The organism is Halorussus ruber (assembly GCF_004765785.1).
Lineage (GTDB): Archaea > Halobacteriota > Halobacteria > Halobacteriales > Haladaptataceae > Halorussus > Halorussus ruber.
Genome location: NZ_SBIT01000008.1, coordinates 51,006 through 64,919, shown reverse-complemented (window position 1 = coordinate 64,919; position 13,914 = coordinate 51,006). Strand labels below are relative to the sequence as shown.

Below are 13,914 nucleotides of genomic sequence, written 5' to 3'. Positions count from 1 at the left end.
GGTGACGGTTAGTTTTAAACCATTTTCAGGTTGTTGGATGCGTGGACAACGCGGATGGTGGTGAGGTGGTTGTCCATCTCTTGTTACCACCTTCTCCATCCTAAAGGTTACGATAGCCGGGGAATCGGCCGTTTTCAGCAAATAGTAGCCCTACAACCCCTATATTTTATACTAATTTTTATTTAATATATGTTATTTCTATTTCATAATTATGTTTTTGAAGTTGTCCCAGACCCCGGAGGGTGTTGCCGACTCGGACGGTTTTTAGCGGGCGAACCGCGAAGAGTCGGGCATGGCAACCTTTCGCTCGTTCGACGGACTCCGCGAGGACCTCGCGGAGGCCGACTTCGACCGTCCGCCCGCAATCGTCTGCAACGCCCACGTCACCGGTCTGAGCGTGGCGCGGGCGCTGAAAGCCCGCGACGTGCCCGTCATCGCGCTCGACCGCAACGAGAAGGGAGTCGCGCCCTACTCTGAGGCAATCGATTTCGCCGGGCGGGTCACCTACCCCCTCGACGACGAGGAGGGCTTCCGCGAGGACGTCGAGGCGCTCACGGCCGAGTTAGACCACGAGGCGGTCGCCTTCGGGTGCATGGACGAGTGGGTCCACGCCTTCTCGCGCACCGACCCCGAGGGCGTCGTCCTCCCGTTCGCCGACCGCGAAATCGTGGACCGGGTGCTGGACAAGGAATCGCTCTACGCCGTCGCCGAGGAGTTGGGCGTGCCCTACCCCGAGACCTACCGCATCGCCGAGACCGACCCCGAAGCGACCGGCGGCGAACCGGGTCCGGCCGGGCGCGACTCGGCCACCGGACGCGAGAGCGTCCCCGCCGCGGAGGCCGCCGAGCGCCTCGACTTCCCGCTGGTGGTCAAACCCGCCCTCAAGCGCAAGTTCTCGGAGGCGGTCGGCACCAACGTCATCGAAGTCGCAGACGAGGCCGAGTTCGAGGACGTGGTCGCCAACGCCGCCGCGGAGGGCATCCGCGTCATGGCCCAAGAGAAAGTCCCCGTCGAGCGCGGTGCGGACTGCTCGCTGGCCTCGTACGTCCCCGAGTCGGGCGACCCGGTCTCGTTCGTCGGGAACGCCCGCGTCCGGTACCCGCTGGGATACGGCACCTCCTGCGTGGTCCAGCGAGCGACCGGCGACGCCGCCCGCGAGGTCGAGGAGAACGCGCTCGCGGTCCTCGAAGAGACGGGCTACTACGGCATCAGCGAGGCCGAGTTCGTCTACGACTACGAGCGCGAGGAGTACGTCCTCCTCGACGTGAACACCCGGCCGTGGAAGTGGATTTCCCTGCCCGTGCAGGCCGGTGCGAACCTCCCGCTGGCGGCCTACAGCGATGCTGTCGGCGAGGCGTACGAGTCGGGAGGGCTTCGAGATGCCAAGTGGGTCTCCCTCGCGGACTACCTCAAACTGCTCTCCTCGGACGACACCTTCGCGGACGTGCTGGCCCGGAGCGACTGGCGGGCGCTCCTCTCGGGCGACTTCGAGGCCGGTGGCGACCTCACGACCGGGGTGTATCGGCCGAGCGACCCCGACCCGGCGTATCAGCTTCTCAGCACCGAGTTCGGGACCTCGGAGTACTACTGTAGCTGTTGAGGCGAGAGGCGTTTGTGGGCGTCAGAGTTCGACCCCACGTCTCGCCGGTATCCCCGTCTTTTCCCCCGCGAACGCCCACTGAAACGACGATGACCAGCGACTACATCCACCTCAACCTGTTCACAATGAACTCGGTCGAACACGTCACGACCGGCAACTGGCGGACGCCGGGCGACCAGTCCCACCGCTACACCGACGTGGAGTACTGGCTCGACGTGGCCCGGACCGCCGAGCGCGGGGGCTTCGACGCCGTGTTCTTCGCCGACGTGCGGGGCATCTACGACGTCTACGGCGGCGACAGCGAGACCGCGGTCGAGAAGGCAGTTCAGACGCCCGCCAACGACCCCCAAGCCCTCGTCCCGGCGATGGCCACCGTCACCGACCACCTCGGATTCGCAGTGACGCGCTCGACCACCTACGTCCACCCCTACCAGTTGGCCCGCGAACTCTCGACACTCGACCACCTGACCGACGGTCGAGTCGCGTTCAACATCGTGACCTCCTACCTCGAAAGCGCGGCCCGGAACCTCGGGTTGGACGAGCGGATGGACCGCCAGACCAGATACGACCGCGCCGACGAGTTCATGGCGGTCTGCCACCGCCTCTGGGAGGAGAGCTGGGACGAGGACGCGGTGGTCCGCGACAGGGAGGCGGGCGTCTACACCGACCCCGAGAGGGTCTCGGGCATCGACTTCGAGGGCGAGTACTTCTCGGTCCCCGACGCCCACAGTTGCGAACCCTCGCCCCAGCGCACGCCGGTCCTGTATCAGGCTGGCTCCTCGGACCGCGGGCGGGACTTCGCCGCGAACAACGCCGAGGCCGTCTTCGTGAGCCAACCGACCGAGGAGGGCGTGCGGAGCTATATTGGGGACCTTCGCTCGCGCGCGAAAGAACGAGGCCGAAATCCCGACGACCTCCGGTTTTTCCCCGGCATCGTGCCCATCGTGGGCGAAACCGAGGCCGTCGCGCTCGAAAAGTACGAGACCTACGCCGAGAACGTCGACTACGAGGCGACGCTGGCATTACTTGCCGGTTTCATCGACGTGGACTTCTCCGAACTGGACCCCGACCAGAGCGTCGAACACATCGAGACCGACGCGATTCAGGGCGCGGTCAACGCCTTCACGAAGAACGACCCCGAGCGCGACTGGACCGTGGGCGAGGTCGCGGAGTTCGCCGGTCTGGGGTCCACCTCGCCGGTCGTCGTCGGCGACCCCGAGCAGGTCGCCGACGAACTCCAGTACTGGTACGAGGACGTGGGCGTAGACGGGTTCAACCTCAAGGAGGTCGTCCGGCCGGGCACCCTCCGGGACTTCGTGGACATGGTGGTGCCGGAGTTGCGCGAGCGAGGACTCGTCCGCGAGGAGTACGAGGGCGACACCCTGCGCGAGAACCTGTTCGAGGAGGAGGGTCGGACGCGCTTGGCGGACGACCACCCGGCGTGGGACTGAGCGAAGTCGTCCGAATCGGGACTCGTTCGGTCCCCCGGTACAGCACAAGAATATGAAATACCAGAAATTTTAACTTGATTCCGTGTGCCGGACTTGTTAGCACATGGCTACCAAATCACGAGGCTTCGTCGGCGGCATGGCCAACCGGGCCAACCCCGCGTTCGCGGCGGGCGTCGTCGCGGTTCCACTGGTCGCGCTCGCCTACGCCGTCACGGCCGGGTCGCTCCGGCACCTGATGTACGTTCACGTTATGGCCGGAGTACTGTGGACCGGCATCGACCTGTTCATGGGACTGGTCCTGGGGCCGGTCGTCGGCGGCCTCGACGAGTCCGAGAAGGCGTCGGTGTTCCGGCGACTCACGCCCAAGACCACCTTCCTGATGCCCGCGCTGGCGACCGTCACCATCTTCGGCGGGATGACGCTGGCCCGGCGACTCGGCAAGTTCCCCCACGCCGACCCGTGGATTGCCCTGACGAGTACCGCGATTATCCTACCGGTCGTCGCGCTCGTCGCGTCCCAGTTCGGCGCGCTGACCGACCGCCGCGCGCTCGCCGCCCTCGGCGTCGCGGGCGTCGGCCACGCCGCGTGGTTGGCCCAGACCCTGCCGTCGTTCGCCATGACCGACCACGCGATTGCGGCCGCGCTCGGCATCGTCGTCCTGCTGTCGGTGCTGGGCTTCGGCGTCCTGCTGCCCGGCGAGATTCGGATGTACCTGGAGATGACCTCGGCGGACCCCGACGAGGAGCTACTCGGTGCCATCGGGATGCGAAACGCCAAGTTGGCGGGCGTGCAGGGTCTCCTCCAGTTGGCGATTATTTTCGTGATGGTCTACGTCCGGCTCTGAGAGCGCCGCCGGAGTCGGCCATCAGTAGCGGGGCGTACGCCACGAGACCGGCGACGGCCCCGGCGGCGTAGGTTCCTAAATACAGCAGGAGGTTGAATCGGACTCCGAACCCGCCGCCGCCGCCGTACCGGACCAGCGTGAGCGAGAACAGTCCGAGCGCGACCAGACCGACCGCCGCCCGGACGAGTCGCCCGCCGAGCGCGAACGGGAGGACGAGCGCGCCGACGAACGCGGCCAGGAACCACGGGTCGAGCAGGACGACCTCCCAGACCTGCGCGTCGAGCATACCCAGTTCCGGTCGCGCGGCAGACAGCGCCCGAACGCGGAGGACCACGGCGAGCAGGAGCCACGCCGCGACGACGCCGAGAGCCGTCCGAAGCGAGGTCACTCGCCGGTCCGCGACGGAATCTGCTAGCGTGAGGAGGCCGACGACGGCGAAGAGCAGACCCAGGGGGAACACCCCCGAGGCGTCGCCGCGGACCGTCAGGGCGATTCCGACGGCGGTGACGACGGCCCCGCCGATGCGTTGGCGTGTCATCTGAGTTGTGTGTCGGTGGACGCCGGACCGGTAAATGCTTTCTCGTCAAGGCGTGGGCGCAAGGTGTGACCGCGACCCACTCAGAGTGTGACGGCGAGGCACGTCGCCGAACCGAGAACTTTTGCCCGGTGGGCGCAACGTCCCGCACATGACCGCGACCCGCGAAATCGTCCTGACGAACGACGACGGGATAGACAGTCCCGGCATTCGCGCCCTCTACGACGCCCTCTCGGAGGTCGGCAACGTCACGACCGTCGCGCCCGCAAACGACCAGAGCGCGGTCGGGCGGGCGATGACCTACGAGTTCGCCGTCCACGAACACGAACTGGGCTACGCCGTCGAGGGGACGCCGACCGACTGCGTGGTGGCCGGACTCGCCGAACTCGGTCCGTACCCCGACATCGTGGTCTCGGGGTGCAACGAGGGCGCGAACATCGGCGCGCACATCCTCGGCCGCTCGGGGACCGTCAGCGCCGCCGTCGAGGCCGCCTTCTTCGGCGTGCCAGCCATCGCGGCCTCGCTCCACATCCCCCAGAGCGAGTGGCCGCGGGACACGACCGTCGAGGAGTACGACGAGGTCGCCGAGGCCGTCCGCTACCTCGTGGAACACGCCCCCGACGCGGGCGTCTTCGAGGAGGCCGAGTACCTGAACGTCAACGCGCCGCTCCCGAGTGAGAGCGCGGTCGAAGACCGCGAAGGCGGAGCGGCGGACGCCGCGGAGCGAGCGCCGATGGTCGTCACGCGCCCCTCGCACGTCTACGACATGGACGCCACCGAGGAGGACGGCCGGGTCACGCTCCACGACAACACGTGGGAGCAGATGGAGGGCGAGAACCTGCCCGACCCCGAGGGGACCGACCGCCGGGCGGTCTACGAGGGCAAAATCAGCGTCTCGCCGCTGACCGCACCCCACACGACCGAGCATCACGACGCGCTGGACGACCTCGCCGAGCGGTACTGAGCGAGCGCCGAGAAAGAAATAAAATCATTCCCTTTGGAAACGATTTTGTTTTCTTAGAAATTGTATAGTTATGTATGGCTTCGAGAACCACCGACCGTAGACCTGCGAAATCTCTGCGCGGCGACTGCCGACCGCGCGCTCGGTCGGGGCGCTTCCGACGGAATCGCCCCTGACTCCGGGAGGTCGCTCTACGAGTCCTCGGAGTCGGCTGCGGTCCTCGAACTCGATCTACGAGTCTTCGAACCCGCTGTCGAACCGCTCGCCGGTCTTGTCGAGGTCCTTCACGCCCGGACAGTCGTGTTTCTCGGGGAGTTGATGCGCGGAGCAGTACGTACCCTCGCAGTACGAACATCCCCTGTCACCGACGATTTTCTCACCGCATCGCTCGCAGGTGGTCATACGAAACCTACACAATCAGTAGTTAAATTTGTAGGGGCGCGAGTCGGCCCGCGACCGGGCGAATCCCGGTCCCCGTCGGCGATTCGGTATCCGCTGAAACGCTCAGAAACGGGTACCTAGGTGCTCGTAGGCAAGATTTATCTAACGGGATTGAGAATAGCATAGCATGGTCAAGAGTACAGTCCGATTTCCCGAACCCGTCGTCGAGGAAATCGAAGCACTCGTCGATGAGGGCGTCGTCGAGAGCAAGTCCGAGTTCCACCGCTTCTGCTCGGAGTACGTCCTCGCGCAACTGGATTCGGACTACGAACCCGAGACCCTCGACTTCGAGGCCCTCAAAGACGAACTCATCGCTCAGTCCTCCGGCCCCACGGACGCCGACAGCGTCTCCTTCCTCGAATCCGTCCTCGTCGTCCGGAAGTACGCCCTCCGGGGCAACATCCAAGACGCCGAGGACTTCATCGACCACCACTACGACCCCCACGAGCGCGACGCGGTGCTTCTGGAGGAGTTGCTGTCGTTCTACCACGAGTCGGCCCCCGACTCGGCCTCGACTCCTCGGCGGTCGGTGCAACCGGAGCGGCGGTAATCGGAGCCTACCGCTCTTTCAGGCTTCGCCTCAATCTTCTACATAGAGCGTAACACGGTTTTCTCGCGGCTTATGACTAACTCCGTTACCATTGCGAACTGGTACGTCGGACTCCCCGACGGAACACAATGGAACGACGCAAGTTCTTGCAATCAATCGGCGGTATCGGAGCGGCAACAGCAATCGGCGCCACGAGTCTCCTCGCCATGTCGGGCGGGGCCGCGGCCTCGCAGGTCTCGATTAGCGCGGGCAATCCGGGCACGGTGACCAACGACCGAGGAGACATCGCCCGAGTCACCACCGACCCCCAGTTCAGCGTGCGGTGGAAGAACCTCGACGACGCGGTGGCGAAGGTGTTCTACCTCGTCGAGGCCAGCGTCGGCGGGAGCGAATTTCTCCCGCTCTTCCGGGCGACGCCGTGGCTCCCCGGCTCGAACGCGACTAACGACAGCTACCTGAAGGCCGAGTCCGGAACGACCGGCGAGTACACGCTCAAGCACCCCCTCTCGAAGGTCCTCAATCAGGACCCCCGGTTCTGGGACGGGGACGGCCCGGACGAGTCAGCGAGTCCCCTCGTCGTCGCAGACGAGAACGGCGCGCCGGACTACTCGTCTGCGGACTGGTCGAGCTACGGCCCGGCGGACGAGACCACGTACATGAACGGCGTCTCGATGGGGTCGGCGTCGGCGGCCGAGGACTTCCTCGTCGGCGACGAAGGGTTCGTCCTCCAGAACAACTACCCGGACATCAACTCGGGATACTACGGCGCGGCCTCCGACACGACGCCGCTGGACAACGACGCGGACGGAACCGAGAGCGAGACCGAGGTCGTCCTCCGGTACACGTTCGAGCTTCAGCGGCCGAATCGCTCGTGGGCGGAGAGTCGGAGCGGTCTCGGTTCGAGCGCCACGAAGGAGGAACTCGCCGCGGAAATCGACGGCGTCGAACCGTCGGACATCGACGACGGGAACTCGGCCATCGTGATGAACGGCGAGGACGGGAACGCTAACTTCGCGGACCCGACCGGGATTCCCTACGCCAGTCTCCGAGCGAACGCGGACGGTCACGTCGGAGTCCTCTCGACCACGGCGACCTTCCGAGTCACCGCGAAGAACGAGGCGGCAGACAGCGGCGTCACCGGCCACTCGAACACGGGCGCACAGTAGCGCCTCGGCTCCCTCCTCGGCGAGGAGTCGTGGGTCGCCTACCGGGAGAGGGCGACGACGTGACAAAACCGAGGAATCTATTTGAAACACCGTTCTCCACACGACTATGCACCAGACGTTCATCGACCTCCTCGAGGGCAACGCCGACCACGCCGACGAGTTCCAGTCCCGATTCGACGACGTGCAGGACGGCCAGCAACCCGACGTCGTCACGGTCTGTTGCTCGGACTCGCGGGTGCTACAGGACGCCATGTGGGGCAACGAGACGACCGGCCACATCTTCACCTGCGGCAACATCGGCAATCGGGTCGTCCAGCGGACCGACTCCGGCGAAGCCGTCTCTGGCGACGTCCTCTACCCCATCGCACACACCGGCACCGACACCGCCGTCGTCGTGGGTCACACCGGCTGTGGGGCCGTCACGGCGACCTACGACGACTTGACAGACGGCCTCTCGGAACCCGCGGGCATCGAACACTGCATCGGCCTGCTGAAGCCCCGCCTCGAATCCGGCGTCGAGGCGCTCCCCGAGGGCGTGGACCGGACCGGGGCCATCAACCGACTGGTCGAGTACAACGTCGACCGGCAAGTCGAGTTCCTGCGCGAGAGCGACGACGTGCCGGAGGAGGTGACCGTCGTCGGCGTCGTCTACGACTTCCAAGACGTCTACTCCGAGCGCCGCGGCGAGGTGCAGGTCATCAACGTCGATGGCGAGACCGACGTAGAGAGCCTGCGCGAGGCCCATCCGGAAATCGAGGACCGAATCCGGCGGCTCTGGGAGTACTGAGGCGCGAATTCGAAAACAGAGTTTTCGGCGAAATCGCTCGCAACCGCGAGTGGCAACTATCTGTTCGGAGCGCGACGGCCGTCGAAACGCTAATATGAGTAGTTGTTCAATTACTCAAGCGTGGCTCAGGACACGACCAGACTCCGCCGCTTCATCGAGGACGAGACCGGCAGTTGCTGTGACGCCGAGGTGGAGGCCCGGCTCGACGCCCTCGTCTCGCTCGGAGAAGCGATTCCGGACGACTGCGAGAGCGACGTGACCGCCTTCAAGACGCTCGGAAACGAGACGCGCTACCGAATCGTTCGGTTGCTCGCCGCCGCGGAGGACGAACGCTGCGTCTGCGAGATTACGCCGCTGTTCGACGTGAGCGAGAGCGCCGTCAGCCACGCGCTCTCTGACCTCACCGACGCGGGACTCCTCGCCCGCCGAAAGGAGGGCACGTGGCGGTACTACCGGACGACCGAACTGGCCGACCAGTTAGTCGAAGCACTCGACGCGACACGAGGTGACAACGAATGAGCGAACGCGCAGACGACAGCGACGAACAGGGCGGTCTCGACGCCGAAAAACAGGGCGGTCTCGACGCCGCGGAACAGCGAAACGCGGTCCGCAACCGATACGCGGACATCGCCACAGGCCCCGACGAAGGAGGCTGTTGCTCCGGTAGTAGTAGCGGTTCCAGCACCAGCAGCAACTGCTGCGACGACGAGTCGGCGGCGACGGACTCCCAGAAACTCGGCTACGACGACGCCGAACTCGACTCGGTGGCGGACGGCGCGGACCTGGGCCTCGGGTGCGGCAATCCCAACGCCATCGCGTCGCTCGAATCCGGCGAGACGGTGCTGGACCTCGGGTCCGGCGCGGGGTTCGACTGCTTTCTCGCCGCACAGGAGGTCGGCGAGTCCGGGCGGGTAATCGGCGTCGACATGACGCCCGAGATGGTCGAGAAGGCCCGCGAGAACGTCGGGAAGAACGACGCCTCGAACGTCGAGTTCCGCCTCGGCGAAATCGAACACCTCCCGGTCTCCGACGAGGAAATCGACGTCGTCATCTCGAACTGCGTCGTCAACCTCTCGCCCGACAAGCCCCAAGTCTTCCGCGAGGCGTTCCGCGCGCTCCGACCCGGCGGCCGTCTGGCGATTTCGGACGTGGTGATGACCGCCCCGATTCCGGACGAGGTCCGGCGAGACCCCGAGTCGGTCGCCGCCTGCGTCGGCGGCGCGTCGAGCGTGGACGAACTGCGGGAGATGCTGACCGAGGCCGGGTTCGTGGACGTGGACATCTCGCCGAAGGAGGACAGCGAGGAGTTCATCCGCGAGTGGGACGACTCCCTCGACTTGGACGAGTACATCGTCTCCGCGGCGATTACGGGCCGGAAGCCGGAGTCGAGCGAGGCAAAGTGACGCGGGGAAGAACTCACCGCGTCTCGCGTTGCTCTACTTTGTTCAGCTCTATCAGTAGCCGGAAAATCGCCTTCACCAGATTCGCGTCCACGTCGAAGCGCTCGGCGTTCTCTCCGGCGCGCTCCATCACCTGCTCTTCCTGCTTCTCGTCGGTCGTCGGCATCTCCCGCTCGGCCTTGACCTGCGCGACCGTCTCGGCGACGTAGGTCCGGCGGGCGATGAGTTCCACTATCTCTCTGTCGATGCTCTCTATCTCCTCGCGGAGTTCCGCGAGGCTCATATCGTCCGGGCGCCGTCGTTGCGAGTCGTCGTCAGCCATGTCGTACCTTTCCGTTGATTCCAGTTGTCGCGGACCGCTCGCAGTTGTTCACGCGACCCGACCGCGACGAAACTCGGGCCGGTACCCGACAGCGAGACGCCGCGGGCGTCGGGGAGCGCTTCCAGCATCGGGTCGGCCGGGAAGGAAAGCGCCGCGCAGAAGGCGAAACCGTTGACCGTCATCGCGTCGGCGTACCGACCGTCGAGCGCGAGGTCGGCCACGAGTTCCGCGACCGGCGCAATCCTTTCGCACCGAGACACGTCGGCGTCGGCGCTGAAAGCGCGCTCGGGCGGCGTCCAGACCAGCACGTCCCAGTCGATTGGCTCGCGGGCCAGCAGTTCGTCGCTCCGGTTGTCGGTGACGGTGACGCCGCCGAGCATGCTCGCGCTGGCGTCGTCGAACGCGCCGGTCACGGTGACTCCCACGTCGCAGGCGGCCCGCACGCCGAGGAGGCAGGCCTCCTCGCGGGAGACCTCCTCGGCGACGCCGAGTGCGTCGAGCGTCGCCAGCACCGTCGCGTTCGCGGCGGCGCTGGAACTCTTGAGACCGGCCGCCATCGGGACCTCGCTCTCGGTCCGGACCCGACCGCCCGAGACCTCCTCGGGGCCGTACTCCGCGACCGCGAGTTCGACGCACCGCTCCACGAGTCGCGTGTCGGCGTCGGGTTCGCCCGCGACCTCGCCCGACAGGGACTCCGAGGAGTCGAGTTCGACCGTCGCGGTCGTCTCGGCGTCGATGGCGAACGCCGACCCCTTGCCGGAGGCCAGCGCGTTCAGGACGGTCCCCGCGGCGGGCGCGGATGCTCGGCCCTCCATGGAGGGGACTCTCTCGCGTGGCGTAATGACGCTGGTGGTTGATGCAAGTTGGGGCGAATCCGCTTTCAGCCGATTCGCATCGCAGAGAGTGGAAGCGCACCCCTTTTCCCGACCCCGAGCGAAATTCTCGGCATGAGCGCACGCAACGACGTTCCCCCCGACACGCTCGGCGTCGAGTTGGCCGAGGACGGCATCGTCGTGGAGTACACCGACGGTCGGGAGGCCTACTACCGGGGCGTCCCCGAGAAGGTCGCGGACACGCTCCGGACCCAACCGGGCAAACTCGTCCAGGTCCTCGTGACCGACCCGAGCGAGACCGAAGGCGTGATGATGTACGTCAACGACCGGGACACCCACGACGAAATCCTCGAATCGACCGGCATCGGTCGCGTGCTGATGGACCCCGGCGAGGAGGAAGAACTGTTCCCCGGCGTCACGGTCCGACTGGACGGGTACGCCGTCGAGGTCGAGGCCGACCCCGAGGTGGCCCGCGGTCGGGTGTTCGTCTTCGCGGAGGACTCCCGCGGCGAGTCCTCCTACGAACTGGTCAACGAGGAGTAACGCGGAGTCGAGGCAAATCACGATGCCACTTCGAAAACGCTGGCAGGCGCTGAATCGGACGACGGTCGGGTCCGCGCCCGAGCAGTACGGCGTCTACGAACTCGGTGACGACGGCGAGGTCCTCGAAGTCGGGTGGGGCGTCCTGCGCGACGAACTCAAGGACGCACTGGCCTACGGGTCGGGCGACCAAGTTCGGTGGGAAACCTGCCAGACCAAGGCCGAAGCCAAGGCGTCGGCTGGCGAACACCGCGAACGCGCCGGACTATAGGTCGGACTCGCAATCGAAGGCCGTTTATTCGACTCGCGTCTACCCCCGGACATGCGACCCCCAGGAGCCGACACGGTCCTCGTCCGCCACGCCGACGTCGGCGTCAAGAGCGGAAAAGTCCAAGCCGAGATGGAGCGACGGCTCCGGGACAACATCGAAGCAATCGTCCGCGACCGGGCCGTTGACGCCGAGGTCGAGCGCCGCTGGTCGCGCATTCTCCTCCACGCCGACGAAGAGTCGGTGGACGCCGCGACCGACGCCGCCGCCGACACCTTCGGCGTGCAGTCGGCGAGTCCGGCGCTCGTCGTCTCGGCCGAGAAGGAGGCCATCGTGGACGCGCTGGCTCGGACTGCGCGTGAACATCGAAATTCGGTCGGTGACACCTTCGCCGTCCGCGCTCGGCGCGCTGGCACCGCCGACGCCCATCCCTTCACCAGCGAGGACTTGGAGCGCGAGGGCGGCGCGGCCGTCTTCGAGGAGCTACCCGACCCCGATGTGGACCTAACCGACCCGGATACCACCTTCTCGGTCGAGTGCCGGGAGAAGGAGGCGTTCGTCTACACCGAACAGCGCGACGGCCCCGGCGGGCTTCCACTCGGCTCGCAGGCGAAGGTCGTCGCGCTCGTCTCGGGGGGCATCGACTCGCCCGTCGCGGCGTGGGAGGTCATGAAACGCGGCGCGCCCATCGTGCCGGTCTACCTCGAACTGGGCGACTACGGCGGCCCGGACCACGAGGCCCGCGCGATGGAGACCGTCCGGCGACTCGCCGAGTTCGCGCCGAACTACGACATGCGCGTCCGGAAGATTCCGGCAGGCGATACGATGGAGACCCTCGCCGAGGAGGTCGGCCCGGCCAGAATGTTGGTCTACCGCCGGTTCATGTACCGCGCCGCGGAGCACATCGCCCGCGAGGCGGACGCCACCGGCATCGTGACCGGCGAGGCCATCGGCCAGAAGTCCTCCCAGACCGCCCGGAATCTGGGCGTGACCAGCACGGCGACCGAGATGCCGATTCTGCGACCCCTCCTCACGATGGACAAGTCCGCCATCACCGAGCGCGCCCGGCGCATCGGGACCTTTCGGGACTCGACGATTCCGGCGGGGTGCAACCGCATCGCGCCCGACTACCCCGAGACGAACGCGACCGCCGAAATCGTGGACAGCGCGGAACCGGCGGGCCTCTACGAGCGTGCAGAGGAAGCGGCCGAGAACGCGACGATTGTGGATATCTGAGCCAGCAACCGAGCAGTCGATTTTCTCTTTCTCCGGCCGTCGGCGCGCGCTGGCGTGACCTTGTGTCACGCCATCGGCGTGCGAGGGATGAGTAGCGCAGGAAGGAGCGACCGAAGGGAGCGACGACTGAGCAACGCAGTCGGTTGGGGAGGACGTGGCCTGCGGTCGCGGTGCGGTGCTGTGCGGTGACGCCTAGGCTTCGGCGATAGTAGCGGTGCTGGCGGTAGTGGCTCGCTGGCGGTGCAGTGACGCCTAGGCTTCGGCGATAGTGGCGGTACTGTGCGGGCAGTGCTAGCGATACTTGTAGTGCTGGCGACGAAGACATCTATATAATTGTGAAAGAAATATCCTTATTTTCTAAATAAATACCTACCTATCTACAGAGTTGGCGAAACCGTTTTCACCGCGTCCGTCGCCTCTCTGGCGAGGACGGCAAGAATGACCGCACGCACCAGACGGGACGTTCTCGCGTCGCTCGGGACCGCCGCGGCGGGCGGAGTGCTACACCCACAGACCAACCGACAGACCACGAATTCTGGAACTCGCACCTTCGGCGCGTGGCTGACCGGCGCGAACGAGGTCCCGCCGGTCGAGGCCGACGCGCTCGGATTCGCAGTCTTCCGAGTCGCCCCCGCCGAGGAGACCATCGACTACTGGCTGGTCGTCGCCGAACTCGACGGTATCGAGGAGGCCCACATCCACAAGGGACCGCCGGACCTGAACGGCAACGTCGTGGCGTACCTGTTCGGCCCGGCGCAGGAACCCGTGTCGAAAACCGGCCTGCTCTCCGCGGGCGCGCTGACCGACGAGGACGTGATTTGGCCGCTGACGAGCGCGGCCGAGATGGCCGACCAGATGCGCGACGAGAACGTCTACGTCAACGTCCACACTACCGCCCACCCGTCGGGCGAGATTCGGGGGCAGATTCGCGCACTCGACGCCTGAGAGTCGCCGCGGAACGAAATCGCTTTAGGACGGCG

17 protein-coding genes are annotated in these 13,914 nt (G+C 66.1%); 13 read left to right on the top strand and 4 right to left on the bottom strand.

All coding sequences use genetic code 11. From position 1 onward, the window contains the following. The first annotated feature begins 292 nt into the window (after positions 1-292). The 3 genes from EPL01_RS13335 (at position 293) to EPL01_RS13325 (ending at position 3,895) form a co-directional block, all read left to right on the top strand. Positions 293-1,600 (top strand): carboxylate--amine ligase, encoded by a 1,308-nt coding sequence (locus EPL01_RS13335; RefSeq protein ID WP_135825772.1) that lies wholly within the window; start codon positions 293-295, stop codon positions 1,598-1,600. 89 nt (positions 1,601-1,689) lie between these two features. After that, positions 1,690-3,051: an LLM class flavin-dependent oxidoreductase gene (locus tag EPL01_RS13330; RefSeq protein ID WP_135825771.1), complete on the top strand. Its 1,362-nt coding sequence runs from the start codon at positions 1,690-1,692 to the stop codon at positions 3,049-3,051. Between the two features lie 136 nt (positions 3,052-3,187). Continuing rightward, positions 3,188-3,895 (top strand): hypothetical protein, encoded by a 708-nt coding sequence (locus EPL01_RS13325; RefSeq protein ID WP_168215922.1) that lies wholly within the window; start codon positions 3,188-3,190, stop codon positions 3,893-3,895. On the opposite strand, the gene EPL01_RS13320 is transcribed toward EPL01_RS13325, so the two are convergent. Beyond that, a complete protein-coding gene (locus EPL01_RS13320) occupies positions 3,864-4,433 on the bottom strand; it encodes a hypothetical protein (RefSeq protein WP_135825769.1) in 570 nt (189 codons plus the stop codon). The genes EPL01_RS13325 and EPL01_RS13320 overlap by 32 nt on opposite strands. Positions 4,434-4,581: 148 nt before the next feature. Between EPL01_RS13320 and surE the strand changes: the two genes are divergently transcribed. Continuing rightward, on the top strand, positions 4,582-5,394 hold the full coding sequence (gene surE / locus EPL01_RS13315) for a 5'/3'-nucleotidase SurE (protein ID WP_135825768.1): 813 nt from the start codon (positions 4,582-4,584) through the stop codon (positions 5,392-5,394). 228 nt (positions 5,395-5,622) lie between these two features. Here surE and EPL01_RS13310 read toward each other — a convergent pair whose 3' ends face one another. Further along, positions 5,623-5,793 (bottom strand): AN1-type zinc finger domain-containing protein, encoded by a 171-nt coding sequence (locus tag EPL01_RS13310; RefSeq protein ID WP_135825767.1) that lies wholly within the window; start codon positions 5,791-5,793, stop codon positions 5,623-5,625. A gap of 166 nt (positions 5,794-5,959) precedes the next feature. Between EPL01_RS13310 and EPL01_RS13305 the strand changes: the two genes are divergently transcribed. The 5 genes from EPL01_RS13305 to arsM all read left to right on the top strand — a co-directional run bounded on the left by EPL01_RS13305 (position 5,960) and on the right by arsM (position 9,738). Beyond that, positions 5,960-6,382, top strand: a complete 423-nt coding sequence (locus EPL01_RS13305; RefSeq protein ID WP_135825766.1) for a ribbon-helix-helix domain-containing protein — start codon at positions 5,960-5,962, stop codon at positions 6,380-6,382. A gap of 128 nt (positions 6,383-6,510) precedes the next feature. Beyond that, complete coding sequence (locus EPL01_RS13300; RefSeq protein ID WP_135825765.1) at positions 6,511-7,548, top strand: hypothetical protein; 1,038 nt, start codon at positions 6,511-6,513, stop codon at positions 7,546-7,548. Between the two features lie 106 nt (positions 7,549-7,654). Further along, on the top strand, positions 7,655-8,335 hold the full coding sequence (locus EPL01_RS13295) for a carbonic anhydrase (RefSeq protein WP_135825764.1): 681 nt from the start codon (positions 7,655-7,657) through the stop codon (positions 8,333-8,335). A 120-nt stretch (positions 8,336-8,455) separates the two neighbouring features. Then, positions 8,456-8,854, top strand: a complete 399-nt coding sequence (locus tag EPL01_RS13290) for an ArsR/SmtB family transcription factor (RefSeq protein ID WP_135825763.1) — start codon at positions 8,456-8,458, stop codon at positions 8,852-8,854. After that, positions 8,851-9,738, top strand: a complete 888-nt coding sequence (gene arsM, locus EPL01_RS13285; protein ID WP_135825762.1) for an arsenite methyltransferase — start codon at positions 8,851-8,853, stop codon at positions 9,736-9,738. Before EPL01_RS13290 ends, arsM begins: the two co-directional genes overlap by 4 nt. Positions 9,739-9,751: 13 nt before the next feature. On the opposite strand, the gene EPL01_RS13280 is transcribed toward arsM, so the two are convergent. Continuing rightward, positions 9,752-10,057: a chorismate mutase gene (locus tag EPL01_RS13280; protein ID WP_135825761.1), complete on the bottom strand. Its 306-nt coding sequence runs from the start codon at positions 10,055-10,057 to the stop codon at positions 9,752-9,754. After that, positions 10,015-10,872: a shikimate kinase gene (locus EPL01_RS13275; RefSeq protein ID WP_135825760.1), complete on the bottom strand. Its 858-nt coding sequence runs from the start codon at positions 10,870-10,872 to the stop codon at positions 10,015-10,017. The genes EPL01_RS13280 and EPL01_RS13275 overlap by 43 nt, the downstream gene beginning before the upstream one ends. A 132-nt stretch (positions 10,873-11,004) precedes the next feature. Between EPL01_RS13275 and EPL01_RS13270 the strand changes: the two genes are divergently transcribed. From EPL01_RS13270 to EPL01_RS13255, 4 genes are all read left to right on the top strand, one after another. Beyond that, complete coding sequence (locus EPL01_RS13270) at positions 11,005-11,433, top strand: DUF5796 family protein (protein WP_135825759.1); 429 nt, start codon at positions 11,005-11,007, stop codon at positions 11,431-11,433. A 22-nt stretch (positions 11,434-11,455) separates the two neighbouring features. Continuing rightward, positions 11,456-11,701, top strand: coding sequence for a DUF7508 domain-containing protein (locus EPL01_RS13265; protein WP_135825758.1), 246 nt, complete (start codon positions 11,456-11,458; stop codon positions 11,699-11,701). A 51-nt stretch (positions 11,702-11,752) separates the two neighbouring features. Further along, positions 11,753-12,934, top strand: coding sequence for a tRNA uracil 4-sulfurtransferase ThiI (thiI, locus tag EPL01_RS13260; RefSeq protein ID WP_135825757.1), 1,182 nt, complete (start codon positions 11,753-11,755; stop codon positions 12,932-12,934). Between the two features lie 438 nt (positions 12,935-13,372). Beyond that, on the top strand, positions 13,373-13,879 hold the full coding sequence (locus EPL01_RS13255; protein ID WP_135825756.1) for a CHRD domain-containing protein: 507 nt from the start codon (positions 13,373-13,375) through the stop codon (positions 13,877-13,879). Positions 13,880-13,914 lie beyond the last annotated feature (35 nt).

What these genes read in the sequence shown, in the direction of transcription:
- EPL01_RS13335 (WP_135825772.1), top strand. Translation starts at nt 293, where the DNA reads ATGGCAACCTTTCGCTCGTTCGACGGACTCCGCGAGGACCTCGCGGAG.
- EPL01_RS13330 (WP_135825771.1), top strand. Translation starts at nt 1,690, where the DNA reads ATGACCAGCGACTACATCCACCTCAACCTGTTCACAATGAACTCGGTC.
- EPL01_RS13325 (WP_168215922.1), top strand. Translation starts at nt 3,188, where the DNA reads ATGGCCAACCGGGCCAACCCCGCGTTCGCGGCGGGCGTCGTCGCGGTT.
- EPL01_RS13320 (WP_135825769.1), bottom strand. Translation starts at nt 4,433, where the DNA reads ATGACACGCCAACGCATCGGCGGGGCCGTCGTCACCGCCGTCGGAATC.
- surE (WP_135825768.1), top strand. Translation starts at nt 4,582, where the DNA reads ATGACCGCGACCCGCGAAATCGTCCTGACGAACGACGACGGGATAGAC.
- EPL01_RS13310 (WP_135825767.1), bottom strand. Translation starts at nt 5,793, where the DNA reads ATGACCACCTGCGAGCGATGCGGTGAGAAAATCGTCGGTGACAGGGGA.
- EPL01_RS13305 (WP_135825766.1), top strand. Translation starts at nt 5,960, where the DNA reads ATGGTCAAGAGTACAGTCCGATTTCCCGAACCCGTCGTCGAGGAAATC.
- EPL01_RS13300 (WP_135825765.1), top strand. Translation starts at nt 6,511, where the DNA reads ATGGAACGACGCAAGTTCTTGCAATCAATCGGCGGTATCGGAGCGGCA.
- EPL01_RS13295 (WP_135825764.1), top strand. Translation starts at nt 7,655, where the DNA reads ATGCACCAGACGTTCATCGACCTCCTCGAGGGCAACGCCGACCACGCC.
- arsM (WP_135825762.1), top strand. Translation starts at nt 8,851, where the DNA reads ATGAGCGAACGCGCAGACGACAGCGACGAACAGGGCGGTCTCGACGCC.
- EPL01_RS13280 (WP_135825761.1), bottom strand. Translation starts at nt 10,057, where the DNA reads ATGGCTGACGACGACTCGCAACGACGGCGCCCGGACGATATGAGCCTC.
- EPL01_RS13275 (WP_135825760.1), bottom strand. Translation starts at nt 10,872, where the DNA reads ATGGAGGGCCGAGCATCCGCGCCCGCCGCGGGGACCGTCCTGAACGCG.
- EPL01_RS13270 (WP_135825759.1), top strand. Translation starts at nt 11,005, where the DNA reads ATGAGCGCACGCAACGACGTTCCCCCCGACACGCTCGGCGTCGAGTTG.
- EPL01_RS13265 (WP_135825758.1), top strand. Translation starts at nt 11,456, where the DNA reads ATGCCACTTCGAAAACGCTGGCAGGCGCTGAATCGGACGACGGTCGGG.
- thiI (WP_135825757.1), top strand. Translation starts at nt 11,753, where the DNA reads ATGCGACCCCCAGGAGCCGACACGGTCCTCGTCCGCCACGCCGACGTC.
- EPL01_RS13255 (WP_135825756.1), top strand. Translation starts at nt 13,373, where the DNA reads ATGACCGCACGCACCAGACGGGACGTTCTCGCGTCGCTCGGGACCGCC.